This window comes from Paraburkholderia youngii, from assembly GCF_013366925.1.
Lineage (GTDB): Bacteria > Pseudomonadota > Gammaproteobacteria > Burkholderiales > Burkholderiaceae > Paraburkholderia > Paraburkholderia youngii.
In genome coordinates this window covers 3077992-3091670 of the sequence record NZ_JAALDK010000001.1, presented here as the reverse complement: position 1 = coordinate 3091670, position 13679 = coordinate 3077992, and the positions used below count along the sequence as shown (strand labels likewise).

The following is a 13679-nucleotide window of genomic DNA, read 5'->3' as shown; positions in this document are numbered from 1 at the left end:
TCGGGGATCAGGCGGCGCGCGACAGACGTGCCGCCTTGAAGCTTTGTTCGACGCTTTCCGCGAGCACGCCGAGCGCTGACTGCATCTTGCCCAACGCGCTCGAACGTACTATCCACACCGCAATTTCTGGTTTGAACTCGGCGATCTGAATCACGTCGAGCTGCGCGGCATGCGCGCTATTGCGCAGCAGCGGCAGCGGAACCAGCCCCAGGCCAACGCCATCTGCGACGAGCCCGAGCTGCAATTCGGTGCCGAGCGTTTCGAGGTTGAGCTTTAACGTGTAGCCTTGTGACGCGAGCGCCTGCTGCAAACCCGCGCGAAAACCGCAGCCATCGGGATTCAGCACCCAGCCATAGGATTGGCATTCCGCCAGCGTATGCGCGCGCTTCTTCAGGCGGCCCTTTTGCGCGACTACAGCCAGCTTCAGTTCGCCAAGCGTTTCGCCCGTTAGCGTATCGGGCAACGTACGGTTGGCCGGCAGCAGCACGATCGCGGCATCCAGCTCTCCTTCATCGACTCTCTGCAGCAGCGGATTGCCCCATCCAGTCGACACGCGCGCCTGCAACTCGGGATGCGCACCGCGCAGCGCATGGAGAGCCTTCAGCATGGCCACATCGGCGACCGTCTGCGCGACGCCGAGTCGCAACACGCCCGCGAGTGGTGCGTCGTCCGAGACCAGATGCCTGAGCGCGTCCACCTCGCGCACGATGGCACGGCATTGCTCGAAAACAACGCGGCCCATCGGCGTCGTCTTCAGCGGTTTCGTATTGCGATCGAGAAGCTCGACGCCGAGCGCCTCTTCGAAGTTCTGGATGCGGCGCGTGACGGCAGGTTGCGTCAGCGCGAGAGAGTCGGCGGCCTGACTCAGCGACTGGCTGCGCACGACGGCAACGAAGGCCTCGATTTCATCGAGTTTCATGGCTGGTCTTGTCTTCAAATGAAGTATTGATAGAGCGACACTAGCCTGCAACCGCCCGTACGCTCAAGCGGTATTTCCAGCTTTCCGTTTTCCTCTCACGCATATTAGCAAAGAAGAACAATGCGTTTGTCTTATAGAACCTGCGACCGTATCGTGTGTTTTTATCCAACTACCTCATGCTGCGCTCCTCATGCCCTTCCTTCTCAAGCGATTTCTGCAAAGATTTTCCGGCCTTCTGATTTGCGCGATCGTCGCGAGCGCATCGCCTGCCGCGCTGGCGGACACGACGCTTAAAGTCGGCGACCAGCAGTTGCAGACGCGCGGCATACTCGAAGCGTCAGGCCAGTTGAAGGACGTGCCGTACAAGATCGAATGGTTCAACTTCCCTGCTGCGCAACCGCTAGGAGAGGCGCTCAATGCGGGGGCAATCGATGTCGGCGGCCTCGGCGATGCGCCGCTGATCTTCGCGTACGCGGCGGGCGCCCGAGTGCGTGCAGTAGCCGCAACGCGCTCGACGCCGACCGATCTCGCGATCATCGTGCCTGACGCATCACCGATCAGAACGGCCGCCGATCTCAAGGGCAAGCGCATCGCGACCACGCGCGGCTCGATCGGCCATTACCTCGCGATTGCAACGCTCGAACGCGCGGGCATCAAGCTCTCGGATGTGTCGCTGCGCTTCATGCAGCCCGCCGACGCAAAAGCTGCGCTCGCGTCCGGTAACGTCGACGCGTGGTCCACGTGGGATCCGTATGTCGCGCTTGCCGAGCAGCGCGATCACGATCGCAGCATCGCGAATGGCGTCAATCTGTCTTCTGGCCTTAGCTTCCAGGCTGCGACGGAAACGTCCATCAAGGACAAGCATGCCGAAATCGCCGATTTCCTCAAGCGCGTCGCGGCCGGTCAGCGCTGGGCGCTCTCGCATCCGGACGAAGTGGCCGCGATGCAATCGAAAGTGACGGGCTTGCCGCCCGAAGTGTTGATGACCGTCTATCAGCGCGCGCAACTGCATCCCGTCGTCATCGACGATGGCCTCATCGCCGAACAGCAAAAGACGGCCGATCTCTATCACCGTGCGGGTGTGATCAAGACACCGCTCGATGTCACGAAGAGTTTCGACCGGCAATTTGCGCTTACCGCACAGTGAACCGACCGACCATGACCAGCCGTCAACCCGAAGGCGCGTTTGCTGATGCAGAGCGCGACGCCGATGCGCTTCAGGCACTCGCCGACCTCGACAGTCCGCAAGCCGATGCGTGGCTCGCCGCGCTGACAGCCGAATTCGGCGCAGGCGCCGCCGCGCTCGACGCCGGCCCGATCTTCCCGCACGAGAACCTCGCCCGTCTGCGTCGCGCGGGTCTGCTTTCGCTGACCGTGCCGCGTGCGCTCGGCGGACGCGAGGCCACACTTGCACAAGCGCTCAAGGTGATTCGCGCGGTAGCGCGCGGCGAACCTTCGACGGCGCTGATTCTCGTGATGCAGTGTCTCTATCATCTGCGTTTGCAGGCCAATCCGAACTGGCCGATAGCGCTGAAAGAACGCATTGCGCGCGATGCCGTCGAACGCGGCGCGCTGATCAACTCGTTGCGCGTCGAGCCCGAACTCGGCTCGCCGTCGCGTGGCGGCCTGCCCGCCACGGTTGGCCGCAGCGAAGGCGATCACTGGATACTGAACGGCCGCAAGCTGTATTCGACGGGCAGTCCCGGCCTGACCTGGTTCGCCGTGTGGGGACGCACGGACGAAGCGGCACCGCGAGTCGGCACGTGGCTCGTTCATCGCGACACGCCCGGTATCCGTTTTGGCGAGCCGTGGAATCATCTCGGCATGCGTGCGACGGGCAGCCATGAAGTGATCTTCGATAACGTACGCGTACCGTTCGAGCAGGCCGTCGATCTTCAACCGCCCGGCCCGACCAACGGCATGGACCCGGTGACGAGCCTGTGGATGAACGTGTTGCTGCCATCGATCTACGACGGCATCGCACGCTCCGCGCGTGACTGGTTCGTGCAGTGGGCGGCGCAACGCGTGCCTTCGGGACTGAACGCCCCGCTATCGACGCTCGACAGTTTTCGGCAGACGGTGGGGCGCATCGATGCGCTACTGTTCAACAACCGCGTTCTGCTCGATGCAGGCGCAGCCGGCCAGATCGGCACGGTCGAAGCGCCGACCATCAAGTATCTCGTCAGCCAGCACGCTATCGATGCCGTCGAACTCGCACTCGAAGCGAGCAGCAATCCTGGCCTCAGTCGCAACAACGCACTGGAGCGCCACTACCGCGACGTGCTGTGCGCGCGCATTCACACACCGCAGAACGACACCGTGCTCGGCAATCTGGGCCGCGCCGCATTCACCACCACTTCACCCACGAGGAGCGAACCCAGATGAGCGTCGAATTCATCGGCTATGTGAGCCATCAGGAAGCGAGCGAGATTCATTTGCCGAAAGGACCCGCCGTCAATCCGCCGTACATTGCCGCCGTGGCGCAAGCGCATGAATATGGCGGCTTCGACCGTGTGCTGATTGCGCATTCGAGCGCGTCGCCCGACGGCTTTCAGATCGCCTCGTTCGTCGCGCAACAGACAAAGCGCCTCGGCATCCTGCTCGCGCATCGTCCGGGCTTCGTCGCACCGACACTCGCGGCACGTCAGCTTGCTACGCTCGATCATTTCAGCGGGGGACGCACGGCCGTCCATATCATTTCGGGTGGCGACGACGTCGAGCAGCAGCGCGACGGCGATTTTCTGTCGCACGACGAGCGCTATCGGCGCACGGACGAATATCTCGACGTCGTCAGGCGTTCATGGACGAGTGAAACACCGTTCGATCACGAAGGCGCCTACTATCGTGTCGCGGGTCACAAGTCGCAGATCCGTCCGTTGCAGCAGCCGCATTTGCCCGTGTATTTCGGCGGCTCGTCGGACGCCGCAATCGAGGTCGCGGGCAAGCATGCCGATGTGTATGCGCTGTGGGGCGAATCGCTCGCCGCCGTCGAAGAAACGATAGCGAAGGTGCGCCAGTCTGCTGCGCGCCATGGACGGGAAAAGCTCATCCGCTTCAGCCTGTCGCTTCGCCCGATCATCGCCGCGACGGAAGAGGCCGCATGGGCGCGCGCCGAGTCGATTCTGGAGCGTGCGAAGGGTGTCGTCGCTGCCTCGCCGAATTTCACGCGCAGGCCAAAGGAGCCGAAGAATGTCGGCGCATTGCGATTGCTCGCTGAGGCGGACAAGGGAAGCGTGGTCGACACGCGTCTGTGGACGGGAATCACTGCACTCACGCGGGCAGCGGGAAATTCGACGTCGCTTGTCGGCACACCGCAACAGGTTTCCGACGCGCTGGTCGAATATCACAAACTTGGAGTAACGACCTTCCTCATTCGTGGATTTGATCCGCTCGAGGATGCATTGGCTTACGGGCGTGATCTACTGCCGCTCGTACGCAACGCGGTCGCAGAGAGGAACCGGACGCGAGAAGCCCTTCCCGCTTAGCTCATTTTCCGCACTCTCCGCAAACGCAGCGCGCCGAAGCCGGCGCGCTGCGCTCCTCCATCAAGCCAATACGTCGGCAAACACCCGCGTAGCAAACCGGTCCGAGTTCGCCCCCGAATTCAACACGCCTACGGATTTCAGATCGTCGGCGTACAGCGAAATCTCTTTCTTGAAGGCATCGCCCACGGGATGATGGTGATCCGTGTGGCTCTTCAACATCTCCGTCAGTTGCGCGACGTTCGCGCCAGGCGCATTCGGCGCGAAGATCGCCGCGGCCTCGGCGGGATGATTCGCGGTCCATTCGGTGGCTTCCAGCAAGGCCTGCGTCAGCGCCTGAGCCGTCGCGCGGTCCTTGCGGACGAGGGAGCCACGAACGCCCAGCACACAACACACGCGGTTCGCATACTCGCCGCACAGGTTGTTCGACACTTCCTGCAGATGATCGGCCTCGCGCAATGTCCAGATGGTCGGGTCGCCATCGGCGATCGCGTGCACTTCACCCTTCTTCAGCGCTTCACCCAGCAGCGGCGCCGGATACTGGCGCCAGTGCACGTCGTTGTCGGGATCGACGCCGATCTTCTTCAGCGAGACCGCGAAGAAGTTCTTTGCCGGGCTCGCCATGTCGCTCACGCCGACAGTGCGGCCCTTCAACCCTTGCAGATCGACGATGCCCGATGCGCGCGTCGCGAGCAGGCGCATGCAGCCGCCGTGGATGCCCGCCGTCAGCTTGACATCGAATCCCTGCTCCAACGGCTTGATCCAGCGCAGCGCCATGCCGACACCCGCGTCGGATTTCCCCGTAGCGATCGCTTCGAGCAGCTGGTCGGTCGAACCCGCGAAGTTGATCAGTTCGACCTGCAAGCCATGCTTGCGGAAAAAGCCCTGCTGCACGGCGACGGGCACGGGCGCCGTGCAGATGGCGCCCGCATTCCATGAGAGTTTGAGCGGTTTCAATGCTTCGTCGGCGGATGCGCGCACGCCGGGCAGTCCGAACGTCGCGCCGCCGACCGCCGCAGCGCCCATTGTCCATGCCGTGTTGCGCAGCCAGGTGCGGCGCGCGGCGTTCGATGGTGTGTTGTCGCCTGAATGCTTCATCGCGTGATTTCCCCTAAGTAATGGTGTTTTGGTTACGCGCCGCTCAGGTGTCGAGGCCGAGCAGCCCCAGCACTTCGCGGCGCAACCTGACGAGATCGGGGTCGTCGCGATGGCGCGGATACGGCGCGTCGTTGCGCACTTGCGAGACGATGCGCGCCGGGCGTTCGCTCAGCACGATCACCCGGTTCGCGACATACAGCGCTTCTTCGACGTCGTGCGTGACGAGCAGCATCGAAAAGTTTTCGGCCTGCCAGAGACGTACCAACTCGGACTGCATCCGGATGCGCGTCAACGAGTCGAGCTTGCCGAACGGTTCGTCGAGCACGAGAAGTTGCGGATCGTTGACGAGAGCGCGCGCGAGCGCCGCGCGCTGCGCCATCCCTCCCGAGAGCTGATGCGGAAAGGCTTTCGCGAACGCCGACAGGCCCACGAGTTCGAGCGCGGCATCGATACGCTTTGCCGCATCGCGCTGCGCACGCTGAGCCTGCGGACCGAGCGCCACGTTGTCGCGCACCGTGCGCCACGGAAACAGCGTCGGGTCCTGGAACACGACCACACGCGACGGATCGGGTCCTGTGACGGTTTCACCGTCCGCATGAATGACGCCTTGCGCGGGTGCATCGAGACCCGCCACGAGCCGCAGCAAGGTGGACTTCCCGCAACCGCTCGGTCCGAGCAGCGCGACAAATTCGCCGGGTTCGATTGTCAGACTGATGTCGTCGAGCACGGGCAGCGCTTCACCGCGCAGCGCAAACCGATGTGTGACGTTGCGCACGTCGATGCGCGCGCCCTGCTTCGCGTGAGACGTGTGAGACAAAGAAGCGGCTACCATTTCAGCATTCCTTTTTGCCAGATGAGCAATCGGTCACGAACGCGGAACAGCAAGGTGATCAGGCCGGAACACATCAACGCCATAACCAGCAGCGCGGCGTACATGTTCGGATAGGCAGCCCACCCCTGCGCCCATTGCAGATACCAGCCGAGGCCCGCTTTCACGCCCATCATCTCCGCGACGATCAACACGGCGAACGAGGCACCAAGTCCCATGAACAGCCCGACGAAAACAAGCGGCAACGCAGCGGGAATCGCGACGCGCAGGATCAGAAACGACGGCTTCGCGCCGAGCGTGCGCGCCACGTCGTAGAACGCGGAATTGACGCTCGCGACGCCCGACCACGTGAGCACCGCAACGGGAAACGCCGTCGCCAGCGCGATCAGGAACACGCTCGCGCTGAAACTCGACGGAAAGAAGAAGAACGCAAGCGGCAGCCAGGCAGCAGCCGGCAGCGGACCGATCAGCCGCAGCACAGGATGCAGCCAGTAGCCGACTGCCTTCGACCAGCCGATGCTCACGCCGATCACGAAGCCCGTCAGCGCGCCCAGCACGTAGCCATATGCGAGCAATTCGAACGAATGTGCGACGCTCGCTGCGAGGCGTGGGAGGTCGTCGGCAAAAACGGCGATCAACGCTTGAGGTGGCGCAAAGAATGGCCGCGGCAGCCATTCGAGTTGCGCGGTGACGACTTCCCATGCGGTCAATCCGATGGATAGCGCGAGCAGCCACGGCGCACCGTTGAGCCATGCTTCGACGCGCGCGCTTCGGGTATTGCTCGTACGCCAACCCGCGATGCCTATGGCAAGCGACAATGCCGCCAAAAGCAGCTTCAGAATCGACAGCTCGCGTGTATAAGGCCAGTCGTCAAGCGCGGGCCACCATCGTGTGACGGCCGCGCCGCCGAGCCAGCCGAGCGCGGCCACCAACGCGACCAGGCGTTTGCCGTGCTCGCGTCCGTCGCGCTTGTCCTCTTCTGCGACACCAGCAAGCTCAAGCGTTTGTGTTTGCGTGGACATGTCATCGTGCTCCGTCGATCAATCCAGGTTTATGCGCTGGCAAGATGCGTCTCCGAGATCGCGCGCACGTCGATGCGGCGCGGCAGGATCGCATCCTGATGCGCACGATCCGCGACTTTTTGCAGTGCTGCGATATCGGCGTCGGTGACGAAATGCTGCTTGAGCGACGCGCGCTGCGTGATCTGCCTGGCGGCATCGAGCGGCGAGCGTGTGAGCGTCGCGTAGATTTGCGCGTAGGCGTCGGGATTCGCGAGCGCCCAGTCGCCCGCACGTTGATAGCGAACGAGCACGTCAGCGATAGCGGCACGCTTGCGCGGATCAGCCAGCGATGCGCCCGAAGCGGTGATAAAGCCCAATCCGCTATTGATGCCCGAGCCGTCGCGCAGGATGCGGCCGCCACGTTGCACAGCGATGCCGTAGTACGGATCAAAGGTCGCCCACACTTCGATCGCGCCGGATGCGAAGGCCGCAAATGCATCTACGGGTAGGATGAAGCGCACCGTCACGTCGTCTTTCGTGAGTCCGGCTTCCGCGAGTGCACCGTATAGCTGAAACTGCGAAATGCTGCCGCGTGCCGACGAAACGAACACCGTGCGGCCTTTCAGATCCGCGATGGTGCGGATGGTCGATTTCGGTGCCACCAGAATGCCGAGTTGAGCGCCCGAACCGATGCGCGTCGCCACGATCTTCAGCGTCGGGTCGCCGACGGCAGCCGCCAGCACTGGCAGGTCGCCCGCTGGCGCGAGATCGACGGAGCCCGCGCGCTGCGCTTCGAACAACGGCGCGGCGCCCTGGAAGTTGGCCCATCGGAACGCGTAGGGCGCACCGTCGAGTACCTTCGCCGCTTCGACGAGCGCGCGCGTGCCGGCCGCCTGATCGCCGAGCACGATGGTTACATCGTCTGCCGCACGGGCGTTACGTGCGCCTGTCAACGCACTCGCCATTGCAAGCGGCGCGGCGGCAAGCGAACGCAGCACACGTCGGCGCGAGTGCACCGACGTTGATAAAGACGTTGGAACAGAGGCGGTCATAAGTCCTCGCTGTGCATATTACGCACAGCGTAACGACGACTGTCCGCCTTGAGAATTATTCAATTTCGATATGTTTATATCGACTCAATATTTATCGTTTGCATTTTCTCCGGGGTATGCGGGAACGGTGGAAATCAATCGACGTTCACCGTCTACCGACTGCGCGTCCCGGTCGGACTGTAGCCTGAAGGCCGACGTTTTTACGAGCGCAGTAAGCAGGTGCTCGAAGAATATGCTGATGCCATCGCCGACGTGCGCGGGCAAACGCAGCGACCGGTCGGCAGATTGACAATCAGCGCGCCGATGGGCCTTGGTGAACTGTCCAAGGCACTGCGTAGTGTCAGGCATGGCAGAGAAGCGTTCGCGGAGCGGCAACCGGCCCGCTCCTGAAAGCGGATGGGAGCCGCTCACCAGACGGGGTTCTGTCGCCGCGTCGCCCGAGCGAAACGGCCCGTATAGCAGCTTAACTGCACTCGGAAGACGTACCAAGCCAAATTTGTACGGTGAAGCGCACCGCGCCGGGGCCCTCATTGACCGTCAACTTTGCGTGTTACAACTTACGGCAAAAAATTCACCGAATAGCTTCCAAACGGAAGGTTTGTGGTTTCTTCCACACAACAAACAAACATGCCGGAACACCCCGGAAGCCTTGCCGGGCGGAAGGCAGCCGGAGTCGAACCGACCTGAGAGCGTCTGACGCCCTCAACTGGGTTTGAAGCCCAGCCGCACCACCGGATACGAATGCCTTCCTACGGTGATTGAATGACGCGTGCCCGATAGAAACAGGCCGCAGAAGCCAGATCAACGCAGATCGAGCCAGCGGCTATCCGTGCGCACGAGGTGCAGGCCACGGTGGAAGCGAGTATACCCAACCCGGTCGAAGAACTCCAAAAGCTGGATCGCGCGTTTTCGGCCGAGTCCGGTCGCGTCGCGAAACGGCGCCGCCGCCACGGTGCCGGCGTTCTTGTGCGCCTCCGTCGCCGCGATCGACGCAAGTTCGCGAATCACCTGCTGGTGATAGAACAGGTCATGCACGACCTGGAACAGCTCGCCCTGACGCGCGAGCTTGCGCAGCAACTGACGCACGCGCTCCTCCGGCACACCGTGCCCGTTCGCGAGCTCGCGCACCCACGGCGGATCGAAACGTCCCGCCTCGATCTCGGGCAGCAGCGTCGCGGCAAGCGCCTGATCGGCGGCATCGAGTGTCACGGTGTGGCCGGGCAAATGCAGCCATGGCCCGCGTCTGATCAGCTCGCCACGCGCCCCCGCATCGTCGACCAACGCGCGCCACAGCGCGTCGTCGACCAGTGGCGCCGCGATGCGCCGCAAGCGCGACACGTCTGGACCCAACTCATCCGGCGAGCGCTCGTGGTATTGCGCGAGCGCACTCGTCACGCGCCCGGCCAGTGCGTGCCATGCCGCGTCCGCGAGCAGCAGTGCGTCATGGCCCGGGAGTTCGATCGTGCGCGTCCCGGCGGGCAACGCGAGCGCGGCTGCCGGCATCCCCGTCAGGCGCTCCAGCAAGGCCCGCGACAAACCGTGTGGCGCGCGCGCGAACAGCGCATCGAGTGAGCCGGTGTCGAGCAGCGTCTGTATCGCGTCGAACCAGTCGAAGCGTTCCGCCGAGCGCCGCTTGCGCGCCGGAGCGAACGGATCGAGCACATGCCCGCCGCCCACCGTGCGATTGGCCTGAGCGTTACGCACGACGAAGCGATCGCCCGGTACCGCGCACAGCGGCCGCTCGAACACGAGTTGAACGCGCGCGCGCTGACCGGGCGCGAGCGTGTCGCCTTCGAGCAGCGCGACATGCGCAACCTGATGCTGCGTGCCGAGATGCACGTGCAGCGGCGTCCAATGTTCGAGCGGGTGCGGCGCGTCGGCGAGCAGCGCCAGCATGACGTCGATACGCTCACTCGCTTGCGACAGTTGCGGATCGACGATCCAGTCGCCGCGCTCGATCGCACTCCTGTCGATGCCCGCCAGATTCAGCGCGCAGCGCTGGCCGGCGCGGCCGGTTTCGGCGGGGCGATTCTGCGCGTGGATACTGCGCACGCGCACCGGCTGATTTTTCGGCGCGAGCAGCATCGTGTCGCCGACGCTCACGCTGCCTGCCACCACGGTCCCGGTCACGATCGTGCCCTGCCCCGCGAGCGTGAACACACGATCGACGGCGAGGCGGAACAGGCCGTCGTCGCGCTTCATACGCCATGTGGCGGCCTGCTCGCGCAGATGCGCATTCAACGCGGCGACGCCCGCATCGCCCGCGCGAGTCGCGCAGGTATCGAATACCGGCGCGTCGCGCAGCACGCTCTTGCCGACGAACGCACTCACTTCGTCGTGCACTTCGCGCAGTCGCTCCTCGTCGACGCGATCCACTTTCGTCAACGCGATCGCACCGCGCCGGATGCCGAGCAGTTCGACGATCGCCAGATGTTCGCGCGTTTGCGGCATCACGCCGTCGTCGGCGGCGATCACGAGCAGCGCGAAGTCGATGCCGCTCGCGCCCGCGGTCATCGTATGCACGAGCTTTTCGTGGCCCGGCACGTCGATCAGACCGAGCACGTCGCCGTTCTCGAGCGGCACGTATGCGTAACCGAGCTCGATCGAAATACCGCGCGCTTTTTCTTCCTTGAGCCGGTCCGTATCGACGCCGGTCAGTGCCTTCACGAGGCTGGTTTTGCCGTGGTCGATATGCCCCGCTGTACCGACGATCATGCGTGCCTGTCCTTCAGTTGCTTTTCGGTTGCGCGATTAGCTGTGCGATCAATTGCGCTTCGTCGGCGGCTTCGAGGCAGCGCAGATCGAGCCGCAACGCGTCGTCCGCGATCCGGCCGATCACCGGCCGCGCCATCTCGCGCAACTGCTTTTCGAGCGCGAGCAGATGACGGCCGCCGCGCTTGCCGTCGGTCATCCTGATGACGAGGCCGTGGCTCGGCAGCACGTCGACTGGCAATGCACCACTGCCGATCTGGCTGAACATCGGTTCCGCCGCCACGGTGTAGCGCGCGCCGATCGCCTGCTGCAGCGCCGGTAGCACGCGCTGCGCGGCAGCGTGAATGTCCTCGGCGGGACGCGTGAGGAGCCGTAGCGTGGTCAGCCGCTCCGCCAACTTCTCGGGCGCGCGATACAGCCGCAGCACAGGCTCCAACGCCGCGAGCGTCAGCTTGCCGACGCGCAGTGCGCGCTTCAGCGGATGCTTCTTGATCTGAGCGATCAGATCGCGCCGCCCGACGATCAACCCGGCCTGCGGTCCGCCGAGCAGTTTGTCGCCGCTGAAGGTGACGACATCGGCGCCGGCCGCGACGGTCTCGCGCACCGTCGGCTCGCGCGGCAAGCCCCATTCGGCGAGATCGACCAGCGTGCCGCTGCCGAGATCGACGGCGACCGCGAGCCCGCGCGCGTGCGCGAGCGGCGCGATCTCGTCGATACCGACTTCCTTCGTGAAGCCGCTGATCGCATAGTTGCTCGCGTGGACTTTCATCAGCAGCGCGGTGCGCGCGTTGATTGCCTGTTCATAGTCCTTCAGATGGGTGCGGTTCGTCGTGCCTACTTCGCGCAGCTTCGCGCCCGCGCGGCTCATGATGTCGGGAATGCGAAACGCGCCGCCGATTTCGACGAGCTCGCCGCGCGACACCACCACTTCCTTCTTCGCCGCGAGCGCGGACAGCGTGAGCAGCACCGCGGCCGCGTTGTTGTTGACGATGGTTGCCGCCTCGGCGCCGGTGAGCTCGCAGATCAGATCGTCGATCAGGTCGTCGCGATCACCGCGCATGCCGGTGGCGAGATCGAACTCGAGGTTAGCCGGTTGCGTGAGCGCGGTCATCACGGCGCGCACCGACTCGTCGGGCAGCAGCGCGCGGCCGAGGTTCGTGTGCAATACAGTGCCGGTCAGATTGAACACACTGCGCAGCCGCGACGCGTTGCGCGCGAGCAGCGCCGCAGCGACCGTCGCATGCAGCTGCGGGGTTTCGAGCGCGCTCACCGCCGGGTTGGCCGCCGCATCGCCCGATTGCGCGTTGATACGCCACGCGTCGAACGCGTCGCGCAACGCATCGAGCACCTGAGTGCGGCCGTATTCGCCGATCAGCGGCGCGAATTCGGCCGACGCCATCACCTTGTCCACCGATGGCACGCGCGCCATCAGCGCGCGCAATTCCGAGCCGCTCACATCGCTCACGAGCAATCCTTATGTCGTGTTGAACTTGCGTCCGGCCAGGTCGCCGTCAGGCGGACTCGTCGTCCTCCGCGTCGGTCGCGCCGGCCGTCTGCTCCGGCCACAGCCAGGGATGCGGCGACGCGCGCCGGTAACCTTCCGCGCCCATCAGCAGATCGAGCGTGAGGCTCGCGAGGTCGTCCGCGAATGGATCGAACTCGTAGTCCTTTGCCTGAATGCCGATCTTGCGGTAAGTATGGCATTCGTCGCACGACTCCGCCTTCAGCACGGCGTTTTTCGTTTCGGCTTCGCGCGTGGCCGCGTCGGCGTCGGGCGAGCCGGCCACGTGGTACGCAATGCCTTTCGTCGAATCGCAGTTCGAGCATTTGCTTCGGACCATATGCCATTCGGTTGCGCATAGCCCGCATTGCAGATAGCGATAGTTGTCGTACGCGCCGCCGATGCGCAGCGTGCTGGCCACCGGATGCGAGCCGCATACCGGGCACAGCCCCGGTGTGTCGAGGTACGGTACGGCGCGCTTGTCGATGTCGGCGGCGAGGTCGGTCCACACGACTTGCAGCGCGGCCATGATGAATGGCGCGCTCGCCGGCTCTACGTCGGCGAAGCGCTGCGCGAAGATCGCGTCGGCCTGCGCTTCGAGCGTGGCGACGTCGAGCGCGCGCAGTTGCGTGAACACCGCGACGAGCGGCGGCGTCAACGGACCCGCGGCTTCGATCTTGTCGAGCAGTTGCAGCAGCACGTCGCGCCACGCCGGATCGCGCGCGCCGGACAGCGCCGGAATCAGCGGCATCGAATACTGCTGCGCGCTCGCGATCAGCTCGGGGCTCGGCGGCTGCGCCTTGAAGTGCGCGAGCACCGCCTGCTGCGCATCGGCGAGCGCCGCCATCAGCCGCAGGTAGCCGGCAATCGGATTGCCGCGCGAGGCGAGCTGGCGCAGGCGCGCGGCGCGCGGCGCGAACACCGCGAGCCGCTCCGGCATGCGGATGCGGGGGATTGCCGAGGGATCGAGCGACTCGATGTCGGCGGCTTCGAGAATTCGTTGAGCCAAGTTATCGACCTCTGAAAACTGAAGAGCCGCCGCCCGTCATCGACGTGGCGCGGCGGCCCGGTGCGCGGAGTGCTAC

Annotated in this window: 11 protein-coding genes and 1 tRNA gene; 3 read left to right on the top strand and 9 right to left on the bottom strand. The window is 64.4% G+C overall.

Going from position 1 to position 13679, the window contains the following annotated elements; genetic code table 11:
• Positions 1-7: 7 nt before the first annotated feature.
• Positions 8-919 (bottom strand): LysR family transcriptional regulator, encoded by a 912-nt coding sequence (locus G5S42_RS14235; protein ID WP_176107304.1) that lies wholly within the window; start codon positions 917-919, stop codon positions 8-10.
• Positions 920-1109: 190 nt separating this feature from the next.
• Between G5S42_RS14235 and G5S42_RS14230 the strand changes: the two genes are divergently transcribed.
• The 3 genes from G5S42_RS14230 to G5S42_RS14220 are packed head-to-tail and all read left to right on the top strand — an operon-like array spanning position 1110 to position 4404.
• Complete coding sequence (locus G5S42_RS14230) at positions 1110-2066, top strand: ABC transporter substrate-binding protein (protein ID WP_176107303.1); 957 nt, start codon at positions 1110-1112, stop codon at positions 2064-2066.
• Positions 2067-2077: 11 nt separating this feature from the next.
• Positions 2078-3304, top strand: coding sequence for an acyl-CoA dehydrogenase family protein (locus tag G5S42_RS14225; RefSeq protein ID WP_176107302.1), 1227 nt, complete (start codon positions 2078-2080; stop codon positions 3302-3304).
• Complete coding sequence (locus tag G5S42_RS14220) at positions 3301-4404, top strand: LLM class flavin-dependent oxidoreductase (protein WP_176107301.1); 1104 nt, start codon at positions 3301-3303, stop codon at positions 4402-4404. The genes G5S42_RS14225 and G5S42_RS14220 overlap by 4 nt, the downstream gene beginning before the upstream one ends.
• A 60-nt stretch (positions 4405-4464) precedes the next feature.
• Here the strand turns inward: G5S42_RS14220 and G5S42_RS14215 are convergent, their stop codons facing one another.
• The 8 genes from G5S42_RS14215 to fdhE all read right to left on the bottom strand — a co-directional run bounded on the left by G5S42_RS14215 (position 4465) and on the right by fdhE (position 13603).
• The gene (locus tag G5S42_RS14215; RefSeq protein ID WP_176107300.1) at positions 4465-5499 is read right to left on the bottom strand and encodes an ABC transporter substrate-binding protein; all 1035 of its coding nucleotides are present in this window, start codon (positions 5497-5499) and stop codon (positions 4465-4467) included.
• Between the two features lie 43 nt (positions 5500-5542).
• Entirely contained in the window at positions 5543-6331 is a 789-nt protein-coding gene (locus tag G5S42_RS14210; protein ID WP_176107299.1) for an ABC transporter ATP-binding protein, read from the bottom strand.
• Positions 6325-7350: an ABC transporter permease gene (locus G5S42_RS14205; RefSeq protein ID WP_176107298.1), complete on the bottom strand. Its 1026-nt coding sequence runs from the start codon at positions 7348-7350 to the stop codon at positions 6325-6327. Before G5S42_RS14205 ends, G5S42_RS14210 begins: the two co-directional genes overlap by 7 nt.
• 29 nt (positions 7351-7379) lie before the next feature.
• Positions 7380-8381 carry an ABC transporter substrate-binding protein gene (locus G5S42_RS14200; protein WP_176107297.1) on the bottom strand — a complete coding sequence of 334 codons (1002 nt, stop codon included), beginning with the start codon at positions 8379-8381 and terminating at the stop codon, positions 7380-7382.
• Positions 8382-9038: 657 nt separating this feature from the next.
• Positions 9039-9131 (bottom strand) — tRNA-Sec (locus tag G5S42_RS14190).
• 51 nt (positions 9132-9182) lie between these two features.
• A complete protein-coding gene (gene selB, locus G5S42_RS14185) occupies positions 9183-11096 on the bottom strand; it encodes a selenocysteine-specific translation elongation factor (RefSeq protein WP_176107295.1) in 1914 nt (637 codons plus the stop codon).
• Positions 11097-11109: 13 nt separating this feature from the next.
• Complete coding sequence (gene selA / locus G5S42_RS14180) at positions 11110-12558, bottom strand: L-seryl-tRNA(Sec) selenium transferase (protein ID WP_176107294.1); 1449 nt, start codon at positions 12556-12558, stop codon at positions 11110-11112.
• A 46-nt stretch (positions 12559-12604) separates the two neighbouring features.
• Positions 12605-13603: a formate dehydrogenase accessory protein FdhE gene (gene fdhE, locus G5S42_RS14175; RefSeq protein ID WP_176107293.1), complete on the bottom strand. Its 999-nt coding sequence runs from the start codon at positions 13601-13603 to the stop codon at positions 12605-12607.
• Positions 13604-13679 lie beyond the last annotated feature (76 nt).

Excerpts from the sequence above, each read along its gene's own strand:
- G5S42_RS14210 (WP_176107299.1), bottom strand. The coding sequence starts at position 6,331 with ATGGTAGCCGCTTCTTTGTCTCACACGTCTCACGCGAAGCAGGGCGCG.
- G5S42_RS14225 (WP_176107302.1), top strand. The coding sequence starts at position 2,078 with ATGACCAGCCGTCAACCCGAAGGCGCGTTTGCTGATGCAGAGCGCGAC.
- selB (WP_176107295.1), bottom strand. The coding sequence starts at position 11,096 with ATGATCGTCGGTACAGCGGGGCATATCGACCACGGCAAAACCAGCCTC.
- G5S42_RS14220 (WP_176107301.1), top strand. The coding sequence starts at position 3,301 with ATGAGCGTCGAATTCATCGGCTATGTGAGCCATCAGGAAGCGAGCGAG.
- G5S42_RS14230 (WP_176107303.1), top strand. The coding sequence starts at position 1,110 with ATGCCCTTCCTTCTCAAGCGATTTCTGCAAAGATTTTCCGGCCTTCTG.
- G5S42_RS14205 (WP_176107298.1), bottom strand. The coding sequence starts at position 7,350 with ATGTCCACGCAAACACAAACGCTTGAGCTTGCTGGTGTCGCAGAAGAG.
- G5S42_RS14215 (WP_176107300.1), bottom strand. The coding sequence starts at position 5,499 with ATGAAGCATTCAGGCGACAACACACCATCGAACGCCGCGCGCCGCACC.
- G5S42_RS14200 (WP_176107297.1), bottom strand. The coding sequence starts at position 8,381 with ATGACCGCCTCTGTTCCAACGTCTTTATCAACGTCGGTGCACTCGCGC.
- G5S42_RS14235 (WP_176107304.1), bottom strand. The coding sequence starts at position 919 with ATGAAACTCGATGAAATCGAGGCCTTCGTTGCCGTCGTGCGCAGCCAG.